At 68.8% G+C, this 23,427-nt stretch carries 24 protein-coding genes; 7 read left to right on the plus strand and 17 right to left on the minus strand.

All coding sequences use genetic code 11. The annotated features are described in order from the left end of the window. Positions 1–14 precede the first annotated feature (14 nt). Positions 15–1,073 carry a diguanylate cyclase gene (locus tag AC3RCE_RS21910; protein ID WP_369643444.1) on the plus strand — a complete coding sequence of 353 codons (1,059 nt, stop codon included), beginning with the start codon at positions 15–17 and terminating at the stop codon, positions 1,071–1,073. Positions 1,074–1,110: 37 nt separating this feature from the next. On the opposite strand, the gene AC3RCE_RS21915 is transcribed toward AC3RCE_RS21910, so the two are convergent. From AC3RCE_RS21915 to AC3RCE_RS21925, 3 genes are all read right to left on the minus strand, one after another. Further along, on the minus strand, positions 1,111–1,953 hold the full coding sequence (locus AC3RCE_RS21915) for a sensor histidine kinase (RefSeq protein ID WP_369643445.1): 843 nt from the start codon (positions 1,951–1,953) through the stop codon (positions 1,111–1,113). Continuing rightward, positions 1,950–3,380: a bifunctional UDP-N-acetylglucosamine diphosphorylase/glucosamine-1-phosphate N-acetyltransferase GlmU gene (gene glmU / locus AC3RCE_RS21920; protein WP_492253959.1), complete on the minus strand. Its 1,431-nt coding sequence runs from the start codon at positions 3,378–3,380 to the stop codon at positions 1,950–1,952. Before glmU ends, AC3RCE_RS21915 begins: the two co-directional genes overlap by 4 nt. A gap of 92 nt (positions 3,381–3,472) precedes the next feature. Next, entirely contained in the window at positions 3,473–4,231 is a 759-nt protein-coding gene (locus tag AC3RCE_RS21925; protein ID WP_218296228.1) for a Crp/Fnr family transcriptional regulator, read from the minus strand. A gap of 149 nt (positions 4,232–4,380) precedes the next feature. Between AC3RCE_RS21925 and AC3RCE_RS21930 the strand changes: the two genes are divergently transcribed. After that, positions 4,381–4,779, plus strand: a complete 399-nt coding sequence (locus AC3RCE_RS21930; protein WP_218296229.1) for a BLUF domain-containing protein — start codon at positions 4,381–4,383, stop codon at positions 4,777–4,779. A gap of 51 nt (positions 4,780–4,830) precedes the next feature. Here the strand turns inward: AC3RCE_RS21930 and fabF are convergent, their stop codons facing one another. Further along, the gene (gene fabF, locus AC3RCE_RS21935) at positions 4,831–6,105 is read right to left on the minus strand and encodes a beta-ketoacyl-ACP synthase II (protein WP_492255422.1); all 1,275 of its coding nucleotides are present in this window, start codon (positions 6,103–6,105) and stop codon (positions 4,831–4,833) included. A 229-nt stretch (positions 6,106–6,334) separates the two neighbouring features. On the opposite strand from fabF, the gene AC3RCE_RS21940 reads away from it, so the two are divergent. Beyond that, the gene (locus tag AC3RCE_RS21940) at positions 6,335–6,931 is read left to right on the plus strand and encodes a TetR/AcrR family transcriptional regulator (RefSeq protein ID WP_492253960.1); all 597 of its coding nucleotides are present in this window, start codon (positions 6,335–6,337) and stop codon (positions 6,929–6,931) included. 136 nt (positions 6,932–7,067) lie between these two features. Here the strand turns inward: AC3RCE_RS21940 and AC3RCE_RS21945 are convergent, their stop codons facing one another. After that, the gene (locus tag AC3RCE_RS21945; protein WP_492253961.1) at positions 7,068–7,448 is read right to left on the minus strand and encodes a DUF2917 domain-containing protein; all 381 of its coding nucleotides are present in this window, start codon (positions 7,446–7,448) and stop codon (positions 7,068–7,070) included. 105 nt (positions 7,449–7,553) lie between these two features. Further along, positions 7,554–8,093: a DUF2917 domain-containing protein gene (locus AC3RCE_RS21950; protein ID WP_218339851.1), complete on the minus strand. Its 540-nt coding sequence runs from the start codon at positions 8,091–8,093 to the stop codon at positions 7,554–7,556. Positions 8,094–8,225: 132 nt separating this feature from the next. Between AC3RCE_RS21950 and AC3RCE_RS21955 the strand changes: the two genes are divergently transcribed. Beyond that, positions 8,226–9,221, plus strand: coding sequence for a LysR substrate-binding domain-containing protein (locus AC3RCE_RS21955; RefSeq protein ID WP_218296233.1), 996 nt, complete (start codon positions 8,226–8,228; stop codon positions 9,219–9,221). Positions 9,222–9,317: 96 nt separating this feature from the next. Here the strand turns inward: AC3RCE_RS21955 and tyrS are convergent, their stop codons facing one another. Further along, positions 9,318–10,550, minus strand: coding sequence for a tyrosine--tRNA ligase (gene tyrS, locus AC3RCE_RS21960; protein ID WP_218339852.1), 1,233 nt, complete (start codon positions 10,548–10,550; stop codon positions 9,318–9,320). A gap of 202 nt (positions 10,551–10,752) precedes the next feature. On the opposite strand from tyrS, the gene AC3RCE_RS21965 reads away from it, so the two are divergent. Both AC3RCE_RS21965 and AC3RCE_RS21970 read left to right on the plus strand, forming a co-directional pair. Beyond that, positions 10,753–12,120 carry a M23 family metallopeptidase gene (locus AC3RCE_RS21965; RefSeq protein ID WP_218339853.1) on the plus strand — a complete coding sequence of 456 codons (1,368 nt, stop codon included), beginning with the start codon at positions 10,753–10,755 and terminating at the stop codon, positions 12,118–12,120. Between the two features lie 36 nt (positions 12,121–12,156). Continuing rightward, positions 12,157–13,269: an anhydro-N-acetylmuramic acid kinase gene (locus AC3RCE_RS21970; RefSeq protein WP_492253962.1), complete on the plus strand. Its 1,113-nt coding sequence runs from the start codon at positions 12,157–12,159 to the stop codon at positions 13,267–13,269. A gap of 39 nt (positions 13,270–13,308) precedes the next feature. Here AC3RCE_RS21970 and mdtD read toward each other — a convergent pair whose 3' ends face one another. The 7 genes from mdtD to AC3RCE_RS22005 form a co-directional block, all read right to left on the minus strand. Further along, positions 13,309–14,730: a multidrug transporter subunit MdtD gene (gene mdtD / locus AC3RCE_RS21975; RefSeq protein WP_218296237.1), complete on the minus strand. Its 1,422-nt coding sequence runs from the start codon at positions 14,728–14,730 to the stop codon at positions 13,309–13,311. A 118-nt stretch (positions 14,731–14,848) separates the two neighbouring features. Beyond that, positions 14,849–15,214: an iron-sulfur cluster insertion protein ErpA gene (gene erpA, locus AC3RCE_RS21980; RefSeq protein ID WP_008907234.1), complete on the minus strand. Its 366-nt coding sequence runs from the start codon at positions 15,212–15,214 to the stop codon at positions 14,849–14,851. A 60-nt stretch (positions 15,215–15,274) separates the two neighbouring features. Continuing rightward, entirely contained in the window at positions 15,275–15,673 is a 399-nt protein-coding gene (locus AC3RCE_RS21985) for a bactofilin family protein (RefSeq protein ID WP_218296238.1), read from the minus strand. A 182-nt stretch (positions 15,674–15,855) separates the two neighbouring features. Continuing rightward, complete coding sequence (locus tag AC3RCE_RS21990) at positions 15,856–16,566, minus strand: DUF6776 family protein (RefSeq protein ID WP_492253963.1); 711 nt, start codon at positions 16,564–16,566, stop codon at positions 15,856–15,858. 165 nt (positions 16,567–16,731) lie between these two features. After that, entirely contained in the window at positions 16,732–17,124 is a 393-nt protein-coding gene (gene rpsI, locus AC3RCE_RS21995; protein ID WP_005798582.1) for a 30S ribosomal protein S9, read from the minus strand. Positions 17,125–17,135: 11 nt separating this feature from the next. Continuing rightward, positions 17,136–17,567 (minus strand): 50S ribosomal protein L13, encoded by a 432-nt coding sequence (gene rplM / locus AC3RCE_RS22000; protein ID WP_008907237.1) that lies wholly within the window; start codon positions 17,565–17,567, stop codon positions 17,136–17,138. A gap of 194 nt (positions 17,568–17,761) precedes the next feature. Next, positions 17,762–19,720: a serine/threonine protein kinase gene (locus AC3RCE_RS22005; RefSeq protein WP_492253964.1), complete on the minus strand. Its 1,959-nt coding sequence runs from the start codon at positions 19,718–19,720 to the stop codon at positions 17,762–17,764. 306 nt (positions 19,721–20,026) lie between these two features. On the opposite strand from AC3RCE_RS22005, the gene AC3RCE_RS22010 reads away from it, so the two are divergent. After that, the gene (locus AC3RCE_RS22010) at positions 20,027–20,914 is read left to right on the plus strand and encodes a 23S rRNA (adenine(2030)-N(6))-methyltransferase RlmJ (RefSeq protein ID WP_218296241.1); all 888 of its coding nucleotides are present in this window, start codon (positions 20,027–20,029) and stop codon (positions 20,912–20,914) included. A 9-nt stretch (positions 20,915–20,923) separates the two neighbouring features. Here AC3RCE_RS22010 and AC3RCE_RS22015 read toward each other — a convergent pair whose 3' ends face one another. The 3 genes from AC3RCE_RS22015 to AC3RCE_RS22025 are packed head-to-tail and all read right to left on the minus strand — an operon-like array spanning position 20,924 to position 23,363. After that, positions 20,924–21,517, minus strand: coding sequence for a septal ring lytic transglycosylase RlpA family protein (locus AC3RCE_RS22015; protein WP_369643454.1), 594 nt, complete (start codon positions 21,515–21,517; stop codon positions 20,924–20,926). Beyond that, entirely contained in the window at positions 21,517–22,368 is an 852-nt protein-coding gene (gene metF, locus AC3RCE_RS22020; RefSeq protein ID WP_218296243.1) for a methylenetetrahydrofolate reductase [NAD(P)H], read from the minus strand. The genes AC3RCE_RS22015 and metF overlap by 1 nt, the downstream gene beginning before the upstream one ends. Continuing rightward, complete coding sequence (locus AC3RCE_RS22025; RefSeq protein ID WP_492253965.1) at positions 22,365–23,363, minus strand: TlyA family RNA methyltransferase; 999 nt, start codon at positions 23,361–23,363, stop codon at positions 22,365–22,367. Before AC3RCE_RS22025 ends, metF begins: the two co-directional genes overlap by 4 nt. Positions 23,364–23,427: the final 64 nt, after the last annotated feature.

Raw genomic sequence — 23,427 nt, forward strand, 5'->3', positions numbered from 1 at the left:
GCACACCAGGACCCATGCCCACACCCGAACGCCAGATGCCCCGCCGTATCTACCCGCTCCGGGTCCTGGGCATGGGGCTGGGCGGGATGGTGGTGGGTGTGGTGCTGTGGGAGCGCCAGGCCTCGTTCCCGGCCTGGGCGGCGCTGGTGCTGGCCGCCCTCGTCTGGCCCCATGGGGCCTACCTGCTCGCGCGGCGCAGCGCCGACCCCTACCGCGCTGAAATCCGCAACCTGCTTGCCGACTCGGCCATGACGGCCGCGCTGGTGCCGCTGATGCACTTCAACCTGCTGCCCAGCGCGCTGCTGGTCACGCTGACGATGGTGGACAAGATCACCACCGGCATCGGCGGGCTCTGGGCCCGGTCCATCCCGGTGATGCTCGCGGCCGGTGTGGCCAGCGCGGTGGCCACCGGCATGCACTGGGCGCCCGAGACCTCCATGCGGGTGATCGTGGCGTGCCTGCCGGTGATGATGCTGCATACGCTGTCGGTCAGCGTGGTGAGCTACCGGCTGATCCGCAAGACCGCGCGGCAGAACCAGCAGCTGGACGAGCTGCGCCGCGTGGACTCGCTGACCGGCCTGTACCGGCGCGGCCACTGGGAGGAACAGGCCGAGGCCGCATTGCGCCACCACCACGCGACCGGCGAACCGGCCTGCATGCTGATGATGGACATCGACCACTTCAAGCACATCAACGACGCCCACGGCCACACCGTGGGCGATGAGGCGCTGCGGGCGCTGGCCCATGTGGTGCGGGGCAATGTGCGCGCTGGCGACTGCGCGGGCCGCTACGGCGGCGACGAGTTCGCCATCATCCTGCCCGGGCTGCAGGCCCGGGACGCGATGGCCATCGCCCAGCGCATCCGCGAGCAGACCGAGGGCACGCGCCTGCGCAACCTGCCGCAGCTGCGCTTTACCAGCAGCATCGGCGTGGCGCCTGCCCAGCGCGGCCACGCCAGCGTGCGCGAATGGACCGATGCGGCCGACGCCGCGCTCTACGCCGCCAAGAACGCCGGGCGCAACCGCGTCTCGGGCGGCCCGGACGCTGCCGCGCCACTGGTGCCCGCCGCGTAGCGCCGGGCCCGCGGCCTGCCCACGGACAACCGCGGCCTCAGGCGCGCGATGGCGCGGCAACGGCAGCAACAGCCGCCGAGCCCGGCCACGCCACCCGCACCGTGCAACCCGCCCCGGGCAATGCGGTGGCCGTGATGGCGCCCCCGTGGCGCTGCGCGATGGCCTGGCACAGCGCCAGCCCCGCGCCCACGCCCTCGAACTCGCTCTCGCGGTGCAGGCGATGGAACACGCCGAACAGGCCGTCGGCGCGCGCAGGATCGAAGCCCGTGCCGTTGTCCTGCACGGTGAACACGACCTGCCCCGCCTGCGCCGCCGCGGGGTCGGATTCGGCCTGCACCGCGATGCACGGCCGCGCGCTGTGGCGCGTGAACTTGAGAGCATTGCCCAGCAGCTGCACCAGCAGCTCCTGCAGCAGGGCGGGGTCGGCCTGCAGCGTGGGCAGGCGGGTGGCATCCGCGGTGCGCCAGTCGATGGCGCGGCCCGCCTCGGCGGAGGCCAGGGCGGCACGCGCCCGGGCCACGGCGTCCGCCAGCGGCACCGGCTGCAGGTTCAGCGGCGCCCGCTGGGCACGCGCCAGAGCGAGCAGGCCGTCGATCATCATCCCCATGCGCCGCGCGGACTGGTCCATGGTGCCCAGAAAACGCAGCGCCTCCTGCACCGCAGCCGACTGCGCGACGTCCGGCGGCAGGTCGCCCAGCACCTCGCGCACCAGCGTGCCGTACGAGGTCACGTGCCGCAGCGGCGCGCGCAGGTCGTGCGAGACGGCGCGCAGAAACTCTTCCTGCGCCGCCGCCATGCCGGCCACCTGCTGCTGGCTGCGTGCCAGCTCGGCGCGCAACAGCTGCAGCTCCTGCCCGGCGGTGGCGTCGGAGGGTGTCATGGCCTCGGCAGCTTGGCGGGGCGCGCCCAGTTGGCGATGCTCACCTGCTTGCCGCGCGCCACGCTGAGGGCGCCCGGGGCCGTGCTCTTGGTGATGGTGCTGCCGCCGCCCACGGTGCCGCCCGCGCCAATGGTGACGGGCGCCACCAGCACGCAGTTGCTGCCCACGTGCACGTCGGCCTCGATCACCGTGCGGTGCTTGTTGGCGCCGTCGTAGTTGGCGGTGATGGCGCCCGCGCCGTAGTTCACGCGCTCGCCCACCGTGGCATCGCCCAGGTAGGCCAGGTGGTTGGCCTTGGCGCCGTCGGCCAGGGTGCTGTTCTTCACCTCGACGAAGTTGCCGATGTGCACTTCGCGGCCCAGCTGCGCGCCGGGGCGCAGGCGGGCGAACGGGCCGATCAGCGCCCCCTCGCCCACCGTGGCGCCTGCCTTTTCGCCGTCGATGTGGGTGAAGGGATGGACCACCGCGCCCGCAGCGATGCGCGCGTTGGCGATGCAGCAGTGGGCGCCGATGCTCACGCCCTCGCCCAGCTCCACGCGGCCGGTGAAGACGCAGTTCACGTCGATCTCCACGTCCTGCCCGCACACCAGCTCGCCGCGCGCGCCGGTGCGGGTGTCGTCGCGCACATCGAACCGCGCGGGGTCGGCCAGGCGCACGCCCTGCTCCATCAAGGCCCGGGCTTGGCGCAACTGGTGCGCACGCTCCAGCTCGGCCAGCTGCAGCGGGCTGTTCACGCCCGCCACCTGCAGCGCATCGGTGATGCGGTGGGCCGCCACGGGCACGCCATCGGCCACGGCCATCGCGACGATGTCGGTGAGGTAGTACTCGCCCTGCGCGTTGTCATTGGTCAGGCGGGCCAGCCAGCCGCGCAGCAGGCGCGCGGGCACGGCCATGATGCCGCTGTAGACCTCGGTGATGGCGCGCTGGGCCTCGCTCGCGTCCTTGTGTTCGACGATGCCCCGCACCCGGCCCTGGCCATCGCGCACGATGCGGCCGTAGCCCGTGGGATCGGGCAGCGTGACGGTGAGCAGCGCGAGCTGCCCGCCGGCCGAGGCCGCGACAAGCGCGCGCAGCGTGTCGGCCTGCGTGAGCGGCACGTCCCCCGACAGCACGACCGCCATGCCGTCGTCGCGCAGGTGCGGCACGGCCTGCAGCACCGCGTGGCCGGTGCCGAGCTGGGGTTCCTGGCGCACGAATTTCACATCCAAAGTGCCCCCAGCGCTTGCTGCACCTGCGCTGGCAGCTTCCACTTCTGTAGCACCATGGCCGGTGATGACGATGGCGCTGCGCGCCTGCAGGTGCGCCGCCTGGTCGAGCACGTGGTGCAGCAGCGGGCGCCCGGCCAGGCGCTGCAGCACCTTGGGAAGCCGGCTTTTCATGCGCGTGCCCTTGCCGGCCGCCATGATGAGGATGTCGAGTTGCGTCATGGATCTTCTGGGGGAGATTCGATACCGGGCGGGAAGCCCCGCGCAGGCTGGGCCACGATTATCGGCTGCGCCCGCCCGTGCCGGGCAATCCGCTACAGCAGCGGCATCAGGCGGGGCGGCCTGTCGTAGTACTCGGCGATGCGCGCGAGCGCCCGGGTGTTGAGCAGGCGCAGCCGCCCGTTCCTGATTTCATGCAGGCCCAGGGTGGCCAGCCGCCGCAGGGTCTTGTTGGTGTGCACCAGCGACAGCCCGAGCGCATCCGCGATGTGCTGCTGGTTCAGCGGAAACGCCACGGTGCCGTCGGCCTCCACCAGCCCGATGCGGTCCAGCCGCCGGTACAGGTGCATCAGCAGCATGGCCACGCGTTCGGTGGCGTTGCGGCGGCCGGCGGTCAGCAGGTTGTCGTCCACATGGCCCTCCTCGTGCGCCGACAGCCAGGTGATGTCGTAGCCCAGGCGCGGGTGCTCGCGAAACAACGCCCACAGGCTGTCGTTCTGGAACACGCACAGCGCGCAGTCGGTGAGCGCCTCGATGCCATGGGTGGACACCTCGCCAAACTCCTGCTGCAGCCCCACCAGGTCGCCCGGCAGCAGGAAGTTCAGGATCTGGCGGCGCCCGTCGCTCAGCGTCTTGTAGCGAAACGCCCAGCCCGCATACAGCGTGAACAGCCTGGCATTGACCTCGTTCTCGCGCACCAGCGCGCCACCGGCCTCCACGGCCAGGGTGGTGGTGCGAAAGCCTTCTATGAAGTCCAGCACCTCGGGCTTCACCGCCGTGAATGCCCCCGTTGCGCGCAGCCTGCATTCATGGCAGGTGGGCGGGCAGGCATGGGTGGGCAGGCTGGGGTTCATGGCGTGACGGAGGGTGGGGAGATTTTAGGGACTGCGGCCGGCATTCCAAGGGCTCCACGATGCCACGGCCCCGCCCGGTGGCGCGATAGTTACATGTATGTCTTTTGACATTGCACAACCACCGGGCGCTCCCTACATTGGGATCGTCTATGAAACCCAGCCCCGACCTCTACGAAGTGCTCTACGTGAGCACCCTCGCACCCGACCAACCCACCAGCGTGGTGGCCGAGGTCGCCGGGCGCGCGCGCCTGGTGAACGCGCAGCTTGACATCACGGGGCTGCTGATCTTCGACGGCCAGCGCTTCTGCCAGCAGCTGGAAGGCCCGCAGAAGGCCGTGCTCAAGCTCATCGAGCGCATCCGCAACGACCCCCGCCACATCAACGTCGAGGTGCTGCACAACGGCCCGCTGGCGGCGCGCCGCTTCCAGCAGTTCAGCCTGGCCTTCAGCACGGTGGAGGACGTGGATGCGCTCGCGCGCATGGAACGGCTCGACGGCGAAGCAGCGCTGGCCGCGTTCGAGTCCATGCGCAGCCAGCTCGTCCTCTGACACGCGCCCACGCGCCGGCCCCCATGGGCCCCTGCGGGGGCTGAAGCCGCGTCATGCGGCGTCCGGCCAGCGCCGCAGCAGCAGGCTGGCGTTCACCCCGCCGAAACCAAACCCGTTGAGCATGGCGTGCGTGAGCGCCATCGGCCGGGGCCGCAACGCCACCATGTCCAGCCCCTCGGCCAGCGCATCGGGCGTGTGCAGGTTCAGCGTGCCCGGCACCACCTGGTCGCGCAGCGCCAGCGCGGTGAAGATGGCCGCCACCGCTCCCGCCGCCCCCAGCAGATGGCCGGTGGCCGACTTGGTGGAGCTGATGGCCACCTGCGCCCCCGCGCCAAACACCCGGCGGATGGCGGCCAGCTCGCCCCGGTCGCCCACACCCGTGGACGTGGCGTGCGCGTTCAGGTGCTGCACGTCCTGGGCCGTGAGGCCTGCCTGCGCCAGGGCGGCCCACATGCTGCGCGCGGCGCCGTCACCGTCTTCGGGGCCGGAGGTGATGTGGTACGCGTCGGCCGACGTGCCGTAGCCCACCAGCTCGGCCAGCGGCCGCGCGCCGCGCGCGAGGGCATGGTCCAGCGCCTCGATCACCAGCATGCCCGCGCCCTCGCCCATCACGAAACCGTCGCGCTGCGCGTCAAACGGCCGCGAGGCCTGCTCGGGCGTGTCGTTGAACGCCGTGCCCAGGGCCTTGGCCGCCGCAAAGCCGCCCAGGCTCACGCGGTCAATGGCCGCCTCGCTGCCCCCGCACACGGCCACGTCGGCCTCGCCGCTGCGGATCAGGCGCGCGGCATCGCCAATCGCCTGCACGCTGGCGGCGCAGGCGGTGACCGGCGCGCCCAGCGGCCCCTTGAGCCCGTTGCGGATCGACACCTGCCCCGCCGCCAGATTGACCAGGAACGACGGCACCGTGAACGGCGACAGGCGCTGCGGGCCGCGCGTATCAGTGGTGCGCACCGCCTCGGCGATCGCGCCAAAGCCGCCAATGCCCGAGGCGATCACGGTGGCCGTGCGCTCGCGCGCCCGCTCGTCGGCAGGCGGCCAGCCGGCCTGCGCCAGCGCCTGCTGCGCCGCGCCCAGCGCAAAGGGGATGAAGCGGTCCATCTTGCGCTGGTCCTTGGACGAGACGACGGCATCCACGTCCCAGCCACCTTCGGGGTCTTGAGCGACATCCGGCACCTGCCCCGCCACCTTGGCGGTAATGCCGTCCGTGACAGCGTCCGGCAGGCGCGACAGGCCCGAGCGCCCCGCCAGCAGGCGCCGCCACACCAGTTCCACACCGCAGCCCAGCGGCGACACCAGGCCCATGCCCGTGACCACGACGCGCCGCATCAGGCCACCGCCTTGTCGCAGCACACACCATTCCACACCTCGGCACCACGGCCGCCATGGATCATCTTCTTCATGGATTCACCTCGTCAGACAGATTGGGCGCAGCACCAGGAACCGGCTCCAGGGCACTGCGGCGACACGCGGAAACGATCCGCGCCTTTATGATTGCAGCCGTCATCATAAAGGCATCACCACTTTTTGCGTACGATCGCAATCAATAAGAGGCAGCATGAAGGTTTCCAAAGCACAGGCCGCCGAGAACCGGCAGGGCATCCTCGACGCGGCCTCCCGCCTGTACCGCGAGCGGGGGCTGACCGGCGTGGGCGTGGCCGACATCACGCGCGACGCCGGGCTCACGCATGGCGGGCTGTACCGGCATTTCGCTTCCAAGGACGCGCTGGTGCAGGAGGCCTGTGCGCGGGCGTTCGACTGGTCCATCGCCCCGCTGGACGGCGCCACCCCGAACACCACGGTCGGTGAGCGCATCCAGAGCTACCTCTCGCCCCAGCACCGCGACTCGCCCGGCACGGGCTGCCCGGCCGCCGCGCTGGCGGTGGACGCCGCGCGGGCGGGCTGCGAGCTGTCGGAAGTGTTCGCCCAGGGCATTGAGCGCAACATCGGGCGTTTTGCCCAGCTGCTCTGCGGTGGGGACGCCACCGTGCAGCCCCAAGACCGCGCCCGCGCCATGCAGGTGCTGGCCACCATGGTCGGCGGGCTGGTGCTGGCCCGCGCCACCGCCGCGGCGCGGCCGGCGTTGTCGGATGAAATATTGACGACGTTGCAGGCCCAGTTGATCGGGCTGCTGGGCGACGGCAACGCACGCTGACAACCTGGCGCTCACCCATTGCTATCAAAAAAAGAGCTGCTAGCGCTTGATGGTCAAGCGCCAGCAGCTCTTTGAAGCTCTATTGCACACCCGAACACCGGCGGGGCAGGCCCCTCTCCGGATCAGGCCGGAGCCCTCAGGCGCAGCAGGCGGCGTCGCCCCAGGCGGGAGCCCCGTTGCCCACGGATGCGCGGCGCCACCACGATGCAGGGCGGGCACTGGCAGCCTCGCCGCGCACCCAGCGGTACTGCAGGCGGCGGCCGTTCAGGGGTTCCACCACCACCGACTGGCCCGCGGCGAGCTGCAGCGACTGGCCGGCGCACAGGAACACATCGCTGCTGTCGCCCAGGCCCTTGCCCAGCGTCACCCAGGCCTGGCCTTCGGCGATGCGCAAGGTCATCGCGGCCCTGGGGACCAGGCTGACGGCGGCGCCAGCGGCCACGGTGCCGGCGCCAGCGGCCGAAGCGCCCACGGCGCGGGAAGATGCGAACAGATGAAGAGCGTGAGAGGTTGTCATGGCATTCTCCGGGTTAACCCTAGTAAGACCGTATGGTGCGCGGCTTGCAGAACAACGTCCAATGAAAAGCACGGCACCGATTGATGCTTTTCCTGCATGTAGTCCTCAAGCGGGCCTGCGCTGTCCCTGTGGCGCTATCCGATTGAGAGCAAAGCGAGCCAGGCCAGCAGCAAACCGCCCGCCCGCGCCCGTCACCTCCTCCAACGCAGCGCCCAGGGCACGTCCGCCCTGCCCCAGGGCATGCCCCAGGTCGCGCAGCGGCTGCACCACGCCACATTCCCAGTCGCGGGCGGCCAGGCTGTGGGGCAGGGTCGTCGCCGGGGCGGCCGCGCCATCCCAGTGGAAGGCCACGGGCTCGGTGCCACCGCCGGGGTTCCAGGCCTCCATCACCACATGCTGGCCGGGCGCGACAGCCAGCTGCTCGCCCGCCCGCAGCAGATGGTCGGCCGTGGCACCGGGCAGGTCCGCCAAAGACCCGCTCAGGGTGAGCCAGACCTGCCCCTGGGCAATCTGCAGCACGCCATGGGTGTGCGGGCGCAGCGACAGCGCCTGGCCCGTGGCCAGTTTCCAGCAACCGGCCGCAGATCGGCCAGCCAGGCTGGCGTGCACGGATTGTTGCGATTCCAGAACGTTGCGGGGGGACATGACAGGCTCCTTGGCTTCGATGAAAAGGTGTTTCGGAGACTGGATAGTGCGCTCGGCGGCACACACAGTCCAATGAAAACGCGGTACGCTATTCATTCCGCCAACGCATGAATCGCATCCAGGACACCTGCCATGGCCTCTGCCGAATACTCCCCTGCCGTCCTTCGCACCCGCCCCGTGGCCACCGGCCATTGGCGCGCCTTTCTCGCCGTGGCCAAGCACCTGAACTTCCGCGCCGCCGCCGACGAGCTGGCGCTCACCCAGTCCGCCGTGAGCCGCCAGATCCAGGCACTGGAAGAAGAAGTGGGCGTGGCGCTGTTCCTGCGCCACACGCGGGCGGTGGAGCTGACCAGCGCGGGCGCGCAGCTGCAGCGCGCCGTGGCCCCGGCGCTCGAGCGCATGGACGCCGCCGTGCGCCTGGTGCGCCAGACGGCCGGGCGCCGCAGCGTGGCCATCACCACCTGGGCCAGCTTCGCATCGATGTGGCTGATCCCGCGCATGGAGGAGTTCCAGCGCGACAACCCGGGCATCGACATCCGCATTGATGCGAGCGACGTGCCGGTGGACCTGGAAACCTCGGACGTGGACCTGGCCCTGCGCTACAGCATGCCGGGCGCGGGCACCCTGGGCGGACAGCGCCTGTTTGGCGAGCAGCTGGCCGTGGTGGCCAGCCCCTGGCTACTCAAGAGCGGCAAGCCCCTGCGCACGCCGGCCGATGTCACCCAGTTCACGCTGATCGAGGCGGGCGACGCGCACCGCAGCCAGCACCTGGAATGGCTCAGCTGGCGCCGCTGGTTCGACGCGCGGGATTTGGCCAAGCTGCAGCCCGAGCGCTGGCTGTATTTCAACTACGCCCACCAGATCGTGCAGGCCGCCCTCGCCGGCCAGGGCCTGGCGCTGGCGCGCATGCCGCTGATTGCCGATGCACTGGCCGCAGGCGACCTGGTGGAGGTGCTGCCCGGCCATCGCATCGACTCCCCGCTGGCCTACTGGCTGATGGTGGGGCCCCGCAGCGCGCAGCGGCCGGAGATCAAGGCGTTTTGCGCCTGGCTGCAGGTGCAGGCCCAGGCCACCCGCGAAGCGATCGGGGATGTGCCCGACCCGGACCTGAACGACAACCTGGACTGACAGCAGAAAAGCGCGGGTCCGGCCGGACCTAGCGCTTTTGTTTTGATAGCTACCAGCGCTTATCCATCAAGCGCCAGTGGCCAATTTGACTAAAAATCAGGCCAAGGTCACCCGTGCAAACTTGCGCTTGCCCACCTGCACCACGTAGGTGCCGGCGGCCAGCTTCAGGCCCTTGTCGCTGACCACGCTGCCATCCACCCGCACGCCGCCGCCATCGATCAGGCGGTTGGCCTCGCTGCCGGACGGCGCCAGGTTGGCCTGCTTGAGCAAGGCACCGATGCCCAGCGGCGCACCCGACAGGGACACTTCAGGAATCTCATCGGGCACGCCGCCCTTGCTGCGGTTGATGAAATCCTGCTCGGCCGCATCGGCCGCCGCAGCGCTGTGGAAGCGCGCGGTGATTTCCTTGGCCAGCATGACCTTCGCGTCCTTGGGGTTGCGCCCGCCCGCGATCTCGGCCTTGAGCGCGGCGATCTCGGCCAGGCTCTTGAACGACAGCAGCGTGTACCAGTCCCACATCAGCGTGTCGCTGATCGACAGCACCTTGGCGAACATGGTGTTGGGCTCTTCGGCGATGCCGATGTAGTTGTTCTTGGACTTGGACATCTTGTCCACGCCGTCCAGGCCCACCAGCAGCGGCATGGTGAGCACGCACTGCGGCTCCTGGCCGTATTCCTGCTGCAGGTGGCGGCCCATGAGCAGGTTGAACTTCTGGTCGGTGCCGCCCAGCTCCAGGTCGCTTTTCAGGGCCACCGAGTCGTAGCCCTGCATCAGCGGGTACAGAAACTCGTGCACCGCGATGGATTGGCCGGTGGTGAAGCGCTTGTGGAAATCGTCGCGCTCCATCATGCGCGCCACGGTGTACCGGGAGGCGAGCTGGATCATGCCGCTCGCGCCCAGGGGCTCGCTCCATTCGCTGTTGTAGCGGATCTCGGTGCGCGCGGGGTCCAGCACCATGCTGGCCTGCTTGTAGTAGGTCTCGGCGTTCACCTTGATCTGCTCGGGCGTGAGCGGCGGGCGCGTGCTGTTGCGGCCGGAAGGGTCGCCGATCAGGCTCGTGAAGTCCCCGATCAGGAAGATCACCTGGTGGCCCAGATCTTGCAATTGCCGCATCTTGTTCAGCACCACCGTGTGGCCGATGTGGATGTCGGGTGCCGTGGGATCGAGTCCCAGTTTGATGCGCAGCGGCTGGCCCGTGGCCTCCGAGCGCGCCAGCTTCTTGACCCATTCGTCCTGCGGCAGCAGTTCCTGCACGCCGCGCAGCGAGATTTCGAGGGCCTGTCTTACACCATCAGAGACCGGGGTTGTTGTAACAGCAGATTGATTCATAAGGGTTTTTTGGGATGTCTAGACAGCATGCACCGCTATACTTCAGCCCACATTGCTTGAGGCGGATTCTAGTAGGCCCGCCGTTTCGACCTGTTTTCACGCTGTCGCATGGCCACATGCCTGGCAGCCTGTGTTCCTGGCCTCGCCCCGCCGTCGCAACGGGGGAGTTTCAGGAAGTCACGCTCACCCTGGGGATAGACCTTTGATTCACGGCCTCACTACGGTCCGCACCGCCAGCACCGCTTTGCTTGACCGGCTGTCCCGCACGATCCAACAACATCCCAAACGCATCACCGCCGCTGTCGCAGCCCTGCTGCTGACGGGCGGCGGCGGCGCGTTCGCCGTGGCGTCCTTTGCGCCCGACCCGGCCGAGCTGCCGGTGCGCATGGTGAGCTACCCCGTCGAATCGCTGGCCGAAAACCTCGTGCTGGGCGAGCTCGACGCCCCGGGCTTCTCGCTGTTCCGCTCCGAACAGGTGCGCAGCAGCGACACCCCCGAATCGCTGTTGCAGCGCCTGGGCGTGGCCGACCCGGCCGCCGCCGCGTTCATGCGCGGTGACACTCCTGTCCGACAAAATGTGCTCGGGCGCACCGGCCGTGCCGTGTCGGCCGAGACCACCGACGACCACCGCCTGACCCGCCTGACCGTGCGCTGGGTGCCCGACGACAGCGGCAGCTTCCGCCGGCTCATCGTCGAGCGCAACGGCGACAAATTCAGCTCCCGCATCGAAACCGCCAAGATGACGGTGGGCAGCCGCCTGGCGGGCGGCATCATCCACAGCTCGCTGTTCGCCGCCACCGATGCCTCCAACATCCCCGACGGCGTGGCCGTGCAGATGGCCGAACTCTTCTCGGGCAACATCGACTTTCGCCGTTCGCTGCGCAAGGGCGACCGCTTCTCGGTGGTGTATGAAACCCTGGAAGCCGACGGCGAGCCCCTGTCCAGCGGCCGGGTGCTGAGCGCCGAGTTCGTCAACAACGGCAAGACCCACCAGGCCCTGTGGTTCCAGGAGCCGGGCGCCGCCAAGGGCGCCTACTACACGCTCGACGGCGAGAGCATGCGCCGCGCCTACCTGACCTCGCCGGTCGAGTTCTCGCGCGTGACCAGCGGCTTCAAGATGCGCATGCACCCCATCCTGAAGACCTGGCGCGCTCACCTGGGCACCGATTTCGCGGCCCCCTCCGGCACCTCCGTGCGCACCGTGGGCGACGGCGTGGTCGAGTTTGCCGGCGTGCAGAACGGCTTTGGCAACGTGGTCTTCGTCAAGCACCGCAACCAGCACGTCACCGTGTACGCCCATCTGAGCCGCATCGACGTGCGCCAGGGCCAGTCCGTAGAACAGGGCCAGACGCTGGGCGCAGTGGGCGCCACCGGCTGGGCCACCGGCCCCCACCTGCATTTCGAATTCCGCGTGAACGGCGTGCACCAGGATCCGCAGACCATCGTCGCCCAGAGCGAAGCGGCGGCCCCCGTCTCGGCGGCCGGGCGACCCGCGTTCGAGCGCCTGGCGTCCAACATGCGCATCCAGCTGTCCGCTGCGGCGCTTGTCGAACAGGCCAGCGCAGACTGAGCCGCTGGCAGCATCCGCGCGCACATCCCCCGGGCCATGTCTGATCTGTACATCGGCCTGATGTCGGGCACCTCGCTCGATGGCATCGACGGGGTGCTAGCGGATTTTTCCGGCCCCCGCATGGTGGTCACGCACCACGCCAGCATGGCGTTCGCGCCGGAGCTGCGGGCGGAACTGCTCGCCCTGAACACCCCTGGCAGCAACGAGCTGCACCGCGCTGCGCTGGCGGGCAATGCGCTGTCGCGCGCGTATGCCGAGGTGGTGCACGCGCTGCTGGAGCGCAGCGGACAGCCGGCCAGCGCCATCCGCGCCCTCGGAGCCCACGGGCAGACGGTGCGCCACCGCCCCCAGGAATTCGACGGAACGGGCTACACCCTCCAGCTGGGCAGCCCCGCCGTGCTGGCGGAACGCACGGGCATCACCGTGGTGGCGGATTTCCGCAGCCGCGACGTGGCCGCCGGCGGCCAGGGTGCGCCCCTGGTGCCCGCGTTCCACCAGGGCGTGTTCGGCCGCGCGGACGAGACCGTGCTGGTGCTCAACCTCGGGGGCATCTCCAACCTCAGCGTGCTGGGTGCCGGGGGGGCCAGCGTGCTGGGGTTTGACTGCGGCCCCGGCAACGCGCTGATGGACCACTGGTGCCAGCAGCATACCGGCCAGCCTTTCGATGCGGACGGTGCATGGGCCGCGAGCGGCCAGGTGCTGCCGGCGCTGCTGGCCTCGCTGCTTGACGAACCCTTTCTGCACAAGCCCCCGCCCAAGAGCACGGGGCGCGACCTGTTCAACCCCATCTGGCTCGCGCGGCATCTGCAGCCATGGGCATCGGCGGACCCCGTGGACGTACAGGCCACCCTGACGGAATACACCGCCCGCGCTTGCGCCATCAGTGCCAATAGCTATCAAGAGAATAGCAACACCCTGGCGGTGTGCGGTGGCGGCGCCCTGAACACCCACCTGATGGCGCGGCTGCAGGCCGCATGCCCCGCCGTGCGGGTCGTCGCCACCGATGCGCTGGGCCTGCCGGCCCTGCAGGTCGAGGCCGCGGCTTTTGCCTGGCTGGCGCGGCAGGCGCTGCACGGGCAGCCCGGCAACCTGGCCAGCGTCACCGGGGCCGTGGGCGCCCGCGTGCTGGGCGCGGTCTACCCCGCCTGATCCGGGCCGGGCCTGGCGGCCCCTTCCCCGAAACCCCCTTCAGCCGTGGTCGGTGGCGTCCGCCGTGGCTGCGGCCCGGCTGCCGGCGCGGTCCTGGGGCGACAGCTGCCAGAAGATGCCCGCCGAGGCCACGGTGATGAGCCCCATGCATGCGAACGTGGCCTGGAACGCCCTCAGCGTCTCCTGGGCGCCGCCGGCAGGGAAGAAATCAGTGAACGCAGCCAGCACCGCCCCTGCGGCCGCCACGCCCATTCCCATGGCCACCATCTGCACCATCGACAACAGGCTGTTGCCGCTGCTTGCCATGGCATGTTCCAGGTCCTTGAGCGTCACGGTGTTCATGGCGGTGAACTGCAGGGAATTCACGGCGCCAAAGACCGCCAGCTGCGCCACATGCACCCACAGGGGCTGCGTGGGAGCGGCCAGGCCAAAGCTGGCCATCGTGACGCCCACGAGCAGGGTGTTGCCCACCAGCACCTGCCGGTAGCCGAAACGGGTGATCAGCGGCGTGGTGAAGCGCTTCATCGACATGCCGGCGATGGCCACGGGCAGCATCATCATGCCGGCCTGCAGGGGCGAGTAGCCCATGGTGACCTGCAGCAGCAGCGGGACCAGGAATGGCATGCAGGAGCTGCCCAGGCGCGAGAACAGGTTGCCCAGCAGACCGATGCGCAGTGTGTCAATGGAAAAGAGCCGCGGCGAAAACAGCGGGTCGGCCCGCCGCGCCGCGTGCAGCCAGTAGGCCACCAGGCTGGCCAGCCCGAAGACCATCAGCACCAGCACGCCCGCCTGGCGCAGCCCCATGCTGGCCAGGCCGTCCAGCGCCAGCGAGAGCGACACCATGCCGAAGGCGAGCATCAGGTAGCCCGCCAGGTCGAAGCGGGGCACGAAGGTCACGGGCTCGCCCGGCATGAAACGCAGGGTGGCGATGCAGCCCACCAGCCCCACCGGCACATTGATGAGGAAGATCCAGTGCCACGACGCCGCCTCCACGAGCCAGCCGCCCAGCGTGGGGCCGATCAGTGGCCCGATCAGGCCCGGAATGGCAACGAAACTCATGGCCTGCAGGAACTGCTCGCGCGGAAAGGTGCGCAGCACCACCAGCCGCCCCACCGGCAGCAGCAACGCCCCGCCCAGCCCCTGCACCACGCGCGCCGCCACCAGCTGGGTCAGGCTTTGCGCGAGCGCGCAGCACACCGAACCCAGCACGAACAGCACGATGGCGGACAGATAGACGCGCCGTGAACCAAAACGGTCGGCCAGCCACCCGGAAGCCGGTATCAGCATGGCCATGGCCAGCGAATAGGCCACCACCACCGACTGCATGCGCAGCGGGCTTTCTCCAAGGCTGCGGGCCATGGCGGGCAGCGCGGTGTTGACGATGGTGGCGTCCAGCGTCTGCATGAAGAAGCCGATGGCCACCAGCCACAGGAGCACTTTCAGGGATCTGTCTTGCTGCATGGCACGCCAGGATGGCTTTTCCAGGAAAACGAAAAGGGGTATCCCCATGAAAAAAGCCGCCCGTCCGGGCGGCTTGTCGTTTCATTCCGTGCCGCTGGCGCGGCGCAGAGGCACACCCTCAGGCGGAGAAGCTGGAGCCGCAGCCGCAGGTGGTGGTGGCGTTGGGGTTCTTGATGACGAACTGGGCGCCCTGCAGGTCTTCCTTGTAGTCGATCTCTGCGCCGACCAGGTACTGGTAGCTCATGGCATCGATCAGCAGCGACACGCCATTCTTGGTCATGGTGGTGTCGTCTTCGTTGGTGATTTCATCGAAGGTGAAGCCATACTGGAACCCCGAGCAACCGCCACCCTGCACGAAAACGCGCAGTTTCAGGTCAGGATTGCCCTCTTCGGCGATCAGGTCCGCCACCTTGGCCGCCGCGCTGTCCGTGAACAGAATGGGGGCGGGCATTTCGGTCTGGATGTTTTCGGCAACAGCGCTCATGGGGTACTCCGGGTTCAATGTTTGCGGTGAATAGTACTGCAGACCGCTCGGGAATTCAGTTCACTGGCTGTTTGACGCTAACTTCAGTGGGGGCTTTTCCTCCACCAGCACGGCCACAGGGCACATCTGCCCGGCGATCACGGCGCCCTGGTGCATCTCCAGCGCCTTGTAGTGCACATTGCCTGTGATCTTGGCCTTGGGCTGCAGTTCCAGCAATTCCGCGGCATGCACGGGACCCACCACCTGCCCGTTGACGATCACATGGTCGGCGTGCACCGCACCCTCCACCCGGGCCGTCTCGGAAATCACCAGAATGCTGGACTGCTCCGATCCCGCGCGGATGTCCCCCACCACCTCGCCATCGATGCGCATCCCTTCTGCGAAGTGCACATCCCCCTCGATCCGGGTGCCCTGGGCGACCAGGCTTTTGATCGGTGGCTGCTTTTTGCGGGAAAACATGGGTGAGAACTCCTGAAAGGACACGCTCCGGCCGAAAGGAGCGTGCGGATGGGAAACAACGGGATGCCAGGCCCACGGCGTACCGGCGCGGCCTCTGCGCGGGCCCGGCGCTTGCGGCGGGGGCCTCTCTCGACGACGACAGCCTGGCCGGGGCCATCGCGGGCGCCTTGCGGGTGCTCCTACTAGTCGATGGCCATGGCCTGCACGGCGCGCACTGTCGTGCCTTCCAGCACGCGGGCGGTCACGGTTTTTACCACGGCGCTGGGCGGCAGATCGAGGACCCCCTCGATGCGCCGGTACTGCTTGACCTGCAAGGGCTGCCCCTGGGCCGGCTGGGTCTGCGTCCAGGGCCTGCCGTCCTGGGTGCCTGCCAGCACCAGTTCCAGCCGGCCATTGAACTCGGGCGCATTGCGCGCGGCCTGGATCACCAGGACCTGCCAGCGCAGCTGCATCCCTCCCAGCACTTCGGCCTGCAGGCTGCGAATCGCGAGCCCTTCGGTCTTTGCCGCGGGAATCAGCTTCTCGAAAAACCCCAGGTCCTCGCGCAGCGTCCGATTGTCCGCCTCGAGCTGTCGCACCTGCGCCATCAGGCTTTCCTTGGCGGCCCGCTCGGTCACGAGCAGGCTCTCGGCCGTATGGGCCACCGTCTGCTGCTCCTGGCCCACGCCGCGCAGGCGGGCCACCTCCGCGCGCAGCTGGAGCAATTCGTCCCGGGAAACGGAGTCCAGGCCCGCGATCGACTTGCCGAACTCGAAGGCCCACAGCGCCACCGCCGCGCAGAACCCGAAAACCACCGCCAAGGCCAGCCAGCGCAGGGGCCAGGGCAAGGCGCTGCGGATGGCCACCCGGGGGGCGCTGATCGTCAGCCGGCGGCGCAGAAGGCGAAGGCGCATGGTGAAAACAGGGGAGTCATCGGGGAGGCCCGGGAGAAAAGAGCGCACCTTAAACGAAAAAACCGCCCGGAGGCGGTTTTTGCTCTGTAAAGCAATCCAGGACGGAGCGCTTTGCAGGGGTTGGACATCCGCCCAGGGGCGGGTGTCCGGCAGTGCCCAGCCAGCTTAACGCTTGGAGAACTGCTTGGCGCGGCGTGCGGAGTGCAGGCCGACCTTCTTACGTTCGACTTCACGTGCATCGCGCGTCACGAAGCCAGCTTGGCTCAGGACGGGCTTGAGGGATGCGTCGTAATCGATCAGGGCGCGGGTGATGCCGTGGCGGGCAGCGCCGGCCTGGCCGGATTCACCACCGCCGTGGACGTTGATCTGGATGTCGAAGGTTTCGACATGGTTGGTCAACGCCAGGGGTTGCTTGGCAATCATGATCGAGGTTTCGCGGCCGAAGTAGGACTGGATGTCCTTGCCGTTCACCGTGATCTTGCCGGAGCCTTTTTTCAGAAACACGCGGGCGACGCTGGACTTGCGACGGCCGGTGCCATTGTTCCATTCACCAATCATCTCAAGGCTCCTTAGATTTCCAGCACTTTGGGCTGCTGGGCGGTGTGGGGATGCTCAGCACCACCGTACACCTTGAGTTTCTTGATCATCGCGTAGCCAAGGGGGCCCTTGGGCAGCATGCCCTTGACGGCCTTTTCCAGCGCGCGGCCGGGGTGCTTGGCTTGCATGTCGCGGAAGTTCGTGGCCGTGATGCCGCCGGGGTAACCCGAGTGGCGGTAGTACACCTTGTCCAGGGACTTGGTGCCGGTGACCTTGAGCTGGGCGGCGTTGATGATGACGATGAAGTCACCGGTATCGACGTGAGGCGTGTAAATGGCCTTGTGTTTGCCGCGCAAACGGAGAGCAACTTCGCTGGCTACTCGTCCGAGGACCTTGTCGGTCGCGTCAATCACAAACCACTCGTGCACGACCTCAGCGGGCTTGGCGCTGAAAGTAGTAGTCATGAGTTTTCTCTTATGAAGAGGGTTTGGCGGGTCCTTTTCCACGGTCGGTGCTTCTCTGAAGGAAGCCTCTTAGGTGGCGAAAATGTCTCCGCCGCGGGACCACAAAGCGCTGCGAAGCCCTCGATTATACGAATTTGCGTGCCAGGGGCGCAAGCCGCCCGTGCGCACAGTGCTCCAGGCCCCGGCGGCCACCCTCAGTTGGGGGTCTGGCGGCGGCGCTGCTCCTCGGCCTCATAGCGGCGGCGGTTTTCCACGCACACGGCCTGCCCCGCCTGCGATGGCTTCTGGCATTCCTGGTGGATGCACATGGGCCGCGCCAGGAAATTGGCGTCGGCACAGGCCTCCTGCGGACTGGGCACGCGCGGCGGCAGCGGGCGAGGCTTGGGCTCGGCCACGACCGGGGGCGGCGGTGGCGGGGGTTCCTCGTGCACCACGGCCTGCACGGGTGCGGGCTCGGGCGCCGCGCGCTTCGCGGTCCGGGGCGGCGTGCGCGGCGCGGAGGCCGGAACAAAGGCAGGCGCAGGCAGGGATGCAGCCACCGCAGCGCCCGCCGCGCCGTCAAGGGAAGCCACCGCAGCCGGCGCGCTCGCAGCCATGTCGGCCAGCGCGGTCTCCACCAGGGCGGGCGGCGTGGCAGCCGGCCGCTCGGCCATCTCGGTGATGATGTCGTCGTGCGGCGCCTTGCTGCTCTGGGCCCAGCGCAGTCCTGCCGCCGAGGCCACCACGGCAAAAACGGCCACGCCCAGCCAGACCACCACGGGGGAGCGCCGCGCCGTTCTGGCCGCCTTGCTTGCGGCACGGGGAACCTCACGCTCCATCGGCCGCGGCCGGTGATCGTGCGCATGCCGCGCGGCGGCCCCGTGCCGGTGGCCGGCCGCAGGGTCGTCATAGCGGGAGTCGTCGGCCACGACGGTATCCCCGGCGTCGATGAAGACCGTGTCTCCAGCCTCGGCGGCCACCGTGTCCGGCCCCCCGAGCATCACGGTGTCGCCGCCGGCCGCGGCCTCCTCCCCGGAGGGGTCGTCCTCGCGCGCATCGCGGGCGGGCGCCTGCGCCGCGGCGCGCGGCGCCTGGGGCGGTATCTCCACCACGCTGCTGGCCGCGGACGTCACATCCACCGTGGGCGTGAGCAGGCCCGGGCCGGGCTGGTCGGCGGGCTCGACCCAGATGTCGCCCAGATCGGCACGGAAATCGAAATGTTCGCTTCCTTCCGGCGCGGACGTCATCTCCATGAGCTGCAGGAACGCATCGATGCTCTGCGGCCGGTCCTCGGGCTTGAGCGCCAGGGATTGCGCGATCGCCGCCACGAAGGGCGCGGAATATTCCACGCCGAACTGGCGCTTGACGGTTCTTGCCACCCGGGAGAACGACACCATGCGATCACGGATGGAACGCAGGGTCGCGGGCAGCGGCGTGTCGTTGCACAGGCAGCCATGCACCACGGCGGCCAGGGAGTACAGGTCGCTCCAGGGGCCCTGGCGCAGTTCCTCGTCGCCGTCGGAATACTGCTCGATGGGTGCGTAGTTCACCTTGAGCACGGCCGTGTGCTTGCGGTCCTGGTCATTGATCGCATGCCGGGCGGCGCCCAGGTCCAGCAGCACCGGAGGGCCACTGTCCTGCAGGAAGATGTTGTCAGGCGAAATGTCCCGGTGCAGGGTTTTCCCGTCGTGCAGCACCCGCAGGGCGCCGAGCACCGACCACAGCACCTTGCGCAGCCAGATCTCGGGGGGCGGGGTGCGCATCTGGGCGCGGGCCTGCTTGAACGTCATGCCGGTGTACAGCGGCATGACCATGTACGCGGTGTTGTTGGCCTCCCAGAAGCGGAACACCTTCACGAGCGAGGGATGGTCGAACTGGGCCAGCAGGCGCGCCTCTCCCACGAAAGACGCCAGCCCGGCATGGAAGGTCTGCTGGTCGGACGACGACCGCACCCACAGCGACTGGCCCTGCGCACGGCCCGCCAGCGCCGAAGGCATGTACTCCTTGATCGCCACCGCCCGGTGCAGAGAATGGTCGAAGGCCTTGTAGACCATGCCGAACCCGCCCACGCCAAGGAGCGCCAGGATCTCGAATTCCGCGAGGCGGGTGCCGGGGGGCAGCGCATCCACATGGCTGACACCACTGGCAGAGGCTTGGCTGGAACTTGCGATCATGGTGAAGAGAATGGGGCGTGAATGCGGGCTTCGGCGGGGGATTGTGAGCGAACGGGTGCCAAGGCCGTTTTCATCGCAATCATGAAGCATGCCAGCATGCATGACAGAAACAAAAGGCTTCCGGTCTGCCAAAAAAGTTACACACCCTGGTCAGACAAGCGCCGATTGTGCCGCGCCATGGGGACAGGCAGCGCCCGGGCCCATGACAAATTCGCATCGGATCATGACCGCGCGCCCGGGGCCTGCCGCCGGGCCATGGCCCCATCGACTGCGCTGCGCCGGGGGCGCACTCGTTACCATAGGGCCATGTTCAGTTATCGCCACGCCTTCCACGCAGGCAACCATGCCGATGTGCTCAAGCACACGGTCTTGATCGCCGCCTTGCAACACCTTACCGAGAAAGACGCGGCACTGACCGTGCTGGACACCCACGCGGGCGCGGGACTGTACCGGCTCGATGGCGACTATGCCAGCACCAGCGGCGAGGCAGCGGACGGCATCGTCCGGCTTTTTGCACCCACCGCGCCCGCCCTCACGCCCGCCCTGCAGGCCTATGTGGACATGGTCCGCGCCTTCAACCAGGGCAGTGCGCTGCGCGTGTACCCGGGCTCCCCGTTCATCGCCCAGCGCCTGCTGCGCGGCCACGACAAGCTCAAGCTCTTCGAGCTGCATCCCACGGACCTGCGGGCGCTGGCGGGCAACGTGGCCCAGCTGGAGGCAGGCCGCCAGGTGGCCGTCCTGCACGAAGACGGGTTTGAGGGGATCAAGAAATTCCTGCCCCCGCCGGCCCGCCGCGCGCTTGTGCTCTGCGACCCCAGCTATGAAATCAAGAGCGACTACGCCAAGGTGCTCGACATGGCCGCCGACTCGCTCAAGCGTTTTGCCACCGGCACCTATGCGTTCTGGTACCCCATCATCCCGCGCCCGGAAGCCCACGACCTGCCGCGCCGCCTCAAGACGCTGGCCACCAAGGCCGGCAAGGGCTGGCTGCATGCCACGCTCACGGTCAAGAACAGCAAGCTCACTGAAAACGCCGCGGGCGACGTCAAGCGCCCCGGCCTGCCGGCCAGCGGCATGTTCCTGATCAACCCGCCCTTCACCCTGAAGGCGGCGCTGAAGACCGCGCTGCCGCAGATGGTGGAATTGCTGGCGCAAGACAAGCACGCCACGCACACGCTCGAATCCGGCGGCTGACGGCGGCGGTCAGGGAGCGGGGCAGTCCCGCTCGCCCTCGTCCAGCGCAAAAAGCTCCACGGGCTTGAGCCCCAGGCCCACCATCCCCAGCACCTCGGCGGCCCCCCGGCTCAGGTCGATCACGCGGTTGCCCGTGTGCGGGCCCCGGTCGTTGATGCGGACCACGACCGAACGGCCCGTGGCCTGGCTGCGCACGCACACGCGCGAGCCGAACGGCAAGGTGGGATGCGCCGCGGTGAGCGCCTTCATGTCGAAGGGCTCTCCGCTGGCCGTGCGGCGCTTGTGGAACTTCGCGCCGTACCAGGAGGCCAGGCCCACCTCGTCGGCGGGCAGGCGCAGCTGCGGGGCCTGCGGGCTTTCGGTGCCATCCTCCCGCCCACCGGGGCGCGACGGCGGGTCGATCAGCATGGCCTCGCCCGGCACGCTCAGCAGGTGCGGGGCCAGTGCGTCGGCCTCGGCGGACAGCCCTTGCGCACGCCCCCAGGACGAGCAGCCCCACACCGAAACACCGCAGCAGACCACCCCGAGCACCTTCCACCACAGGGCGGCCCGGCGGCCCTCCACCGGGCCCGTCACCGCGGCATCGCCGCGCGGCTGGCGCATCAGATCCCCAGCCGGCGACAGATCTCCAGCGTCGCGGCACTCTGGTTCATCGTGTAGAAGTGCAGGGCCGGCACGCCGGCACTGCGCAACCGGTCGCACAGGTCGGTCACCACATCCAGGCCAAAGGCCTTGATGCTCGCCGTGTCGTCGCCGAAAGACTGCAGGCGCAGCCGGATCCAGCGGGGAATCTCGGCGCCGCAGGCGTCCGAGAAACGCATCAACTGGGTGGAGCTTCCGATGGGCATGATGCCGGGCACCACGGGCACATCGGCGCCCAGGCGCTGCGTGTCTTCCACGAAGCGGAAGTACGCATCGCTGTTGTAGAAATACTGGGTGATCGCCGAGTCCGCTCCGGCCTGCACCTTGGCGATGTACGCCTTGAGGTCCGCCTCGGGCGACTTGGCCTGGGGGTGGACCTCGGGGTAGGCCGCCACCTCGATATGGAAGTCCCGGCCGGTCTCCGCACGGATAAAGGCCACCAGGTCGCTGGCGTAGTGGAACTCCCCGCCCGCGCCATAGCCGCTGGGCAGATCGCCGCGCAGCGCGACCAGGCGCTTGACGCCCATGTCCTTGAGCATGGCGAGCTGCTCGCGCACGGACTGGCGCGTGGCGCCAATGCACGAGAAGTGCGAGGCTGCGCCGACCCCCTCGGCCAGGATTTCGCGCACCGTGCCAAACGTGCCCTCCTGCGTGGAACCGCCCGCGCCGTAGGTCACCGAACAGAAATCAGGGTGCAGCGCATACAGCTGCTGGCGCGCGGTGCGCAGCTTGTCGGCACCCTCCGGCGTCTTGGGCGGGAAAAACTCGAAGCTCACCGGGAAACCGATGCCCTGGGCATTGGCAGCAATCATGTGGCCCTCCTCGCATAAACAAAAAATTCACGGTTGCCGTCGCCGCCCTGGATCGGGCTGTCCAGCCAGGCGTGCACCGCCAGGCCCAGTTCGGCGCAGCAGTCACGGATGCGCTTTTCCACCACGGCGTACAGCGCCTCGTCGCGCACGATGCCGCCCTTGCCCACCTGGCCGGGCTGCAGTTCGAACTGCGGCTTGACCAGCATGAGCAGGTGGCCGTCGGGCCGCAGGAATGCGGCGATGGCAGGCAGCACCAGGGTCAGCGAAATGAAGGACAGGTCGCCCACCACCACGTCGAACAACGGGGTCGTGTCCACGCCCGCGCATTCGGCGCGGCGCCGGCGCTGGACGGGCAGCGTGCCCAGCGCGCGCGCCTCGGCACGCTGGGCGCGCTCGGACTTGAAGGCTTCGATGTCCTGGTCCTTGGCGTCGCCGCTGTCATCGTAGGCGTCGTCCACCAGCCCGCCGTTGCGCATCCAGCTGTAGGGCGCCTCGGGCTGGGTCTCGTTGTCCTCGTCCACATCGACGGCTTCGGAGAGCGCGTCCTCGCACGCCTGCTGCAGCGCCTCGGCGATCAGCGAGCGCGCATTCACGCCCTCGACGCAAACCACCCGCAGATCGCTGCGCAGCCGCTCGTGCAGCTGGCCATGGCCCACGTCCACGCCGACGACCTGCGCCGCGCCCTGCTGCAACAGGCAATCGGTGAACCCACCGGTGCTCTGCCCCACATCCAGGCAGCGCAGCCCGGCCACGGGCAGGCCCGTGGCCCGCAAGGCGCCTTCCAGCTTGAGCCCGCCGCGCGAGATGTACTTGGCCTCGGCATCGTCCAGCAGCTTCACCTCGGCCACGGACGGGATGTCATCGCCGTTCTTGGCCACCTTCTGCCAGGGCGCCAGCGGCGACAGGCGCCACTCGACGCCTGCAGCAATCAGCCGCTGTGCCTGCGAACGCGTGGCCGCATGGCCGGACTCCACCAAAAAAACATCTGCGCGCATGCGTCACTCTCTCGTCAATCGACGATGGATTTCATAGCCAAAATGGCTTCTACCGCCTTATCCA

This window comes from Acidovorax sp. GW823-FHT05D11, from assembly GCF_058795695.1.

Excerpts from the sequence above, each read along its gene's own strand:
- AC3RCE_RS21910 (WP_369643444.1), top strand. The coding sequence starts at position 15 with ATGCCCACACCCGAACGCCAGATGCCCCGCCGTATCTACCCGCTCCGG.
- AC3RCE_RS21915 (WP_369643445.1), bottom strand. The coding sequence starts at position 1,953 with ATGACACCCTCCGACGCCACCGCCGGGCAGGAGCTGCAGCTGTTGCGC.
- glmU (WP_492253959.1), bottom strand. The coding sequence starts at position 3,380 with ATGACGCAACTCGACATCCTCATCATGGCGGCCGGCAAGGGCACGCGC.
- AC3RCE_RS21925 (WP_218296228.1), bottom strand. The coding sequence starts at position 4,231 with ATGAACCCCAGCCTGCCCACCCATGCCTGCCCGCCCACCTGCCATGAA.
- AC3RCE_RS21930 (WP_218296229.1), top strand. The coding sequence starts at position 4,381 with ATGAAACCCAGCCCCGACCTCTACGAAGTGCTCTACGTGAGCACCCTC.
- fabF (WP_492255422.1), bottom strand. The coding sequence starts at position 6,105 with ATGCGGCGCGTCGTGGTCACGGGCATGGGCCTGGTGTCGCCGCTGGGC.
- AC3RCE_RS21940 (WP_492253960.1), top strand. The coding sequence starts at position 6,335 with ATGAAGGTTTCCAAAGCACAGGCCGCCGAGAACCGGCAGGGCATCCTC.
- AC3RCE_RS21945 (WP_492253961.1), bottom strand. The coding sequence starts at position 7,448 with ATGACAACCTCTCACGCTCTTCATCTGTTCGCATCTTCCCGCGCCGTG.
- AC3RCE_RS21950 (WP_218339851.1), bottom strand. The coding sequence starts at position 8,093 with ATGTCCCCCCGCAACGTTCTGGAATCGCAACAATCCGTGCACGCCAGC.
- AC3RCE_RS21955 (WP_218296233.1), top strand. The coding sequence starts at position 8,226 with ATGGCCTCTGCCGAATACTCCCCTGCCGTCCTTCGCACCCGCCCCGTG.
- tyrS (WP_218339852.1), bottom strand. The coding sequence starts at position 10,550 with ATGAATCAATCTGCTGTTACAACAACCCCGGTCTCTGATGGTGTAAGA.
- AC3RCE_RS21970 (WP_492253962.1), top strand. The coding sequence starts at position 12,157 with ATGTCTGATCTGTACATCGGCCTGATGTCGGGCACCTCGCTCGATGGC.
- mdtD (WP_218296237.1), bottom strand. The coding sequence starts at position 14,730 with ATGCAGCAAGACAGATCCCTGAAAGTGCTCCTGTGGCTGGTGGCCATC.
- erpA (WP_008907234.1), bottom strand. The coding sequence starts at position 15,214 with ATGAGCGCTGTTGCCGAAAACATCCAGACCGAAATGCCCGCCCCCATT.
- AC3RCE_RS21985 (WP_218296238.1), bottom strand. The coding sequence starts at position 15,673 with ATGTTTTCCCGCAAAAAGCAGCCACCGATCAAAAGCCTGGTCGCCCAG.
- AC3RCE_RS21990 (WP_492253963.1), bottom strand. The coding sequence starts at position 16,566 with ATGCGCCTTCGCCTTCTGCGCCGCCGGCTGACGATCAGCGCCCCCCGG.
- rpsI (WP_005798582.1), bottom strand. The coding sequence starts at position 17,124 with ATGATTGGTGAATGGAACAATGGCACCGGCCGTCGCAAGTCCAGCGTC.
- rplM (WP_008907237.1), bottom strand. The coding sequence starts at position 17,567 with ATGACTACTACTTTCAGCGCCAAGCCCGCTGAGGTCGTGCACGAGTGG.
- AC3RCE_RS22005 (WP_492253964.1), bottom strand. The coding sequence starts at position 19,720 with ATGATCGCAAGTTCCAGCCAAGCCTCTGCCAGTGGTGTCAGCCATGTG.
- AC3RCE_RS22010 (WP_218296241.1), top strand. The coding sequence starts at position 20,027 with ATGTTCAGTTATCGCCACGCCTTCCACGCAGGCAACCATGCCGATGTG.
- AC3RCE_RS22015 (WP_369643454.1), bottom strand. The coding sequence starts at position 21,517 with ATGCGCCAGCCGCGCGGCGATGCCGCGGTGACGGGCCCGGTGGAGGGC.
- metF (WP_218296243.1), bottom strand. The coding sequence starts at position 22,368 with ATGATTGCTGCCAATGCCCAGGGCATCGGTTTCCCGGTGAGCTTCGAG.
- AC3RCE_RS22025 (WP_492253965.1), bottom strand. The coding sequence starts at position 23,363 with ATGCGCGCAGATGTTTTTTTGGTGGAGTCCGGCCATGCGGCCACGCGT.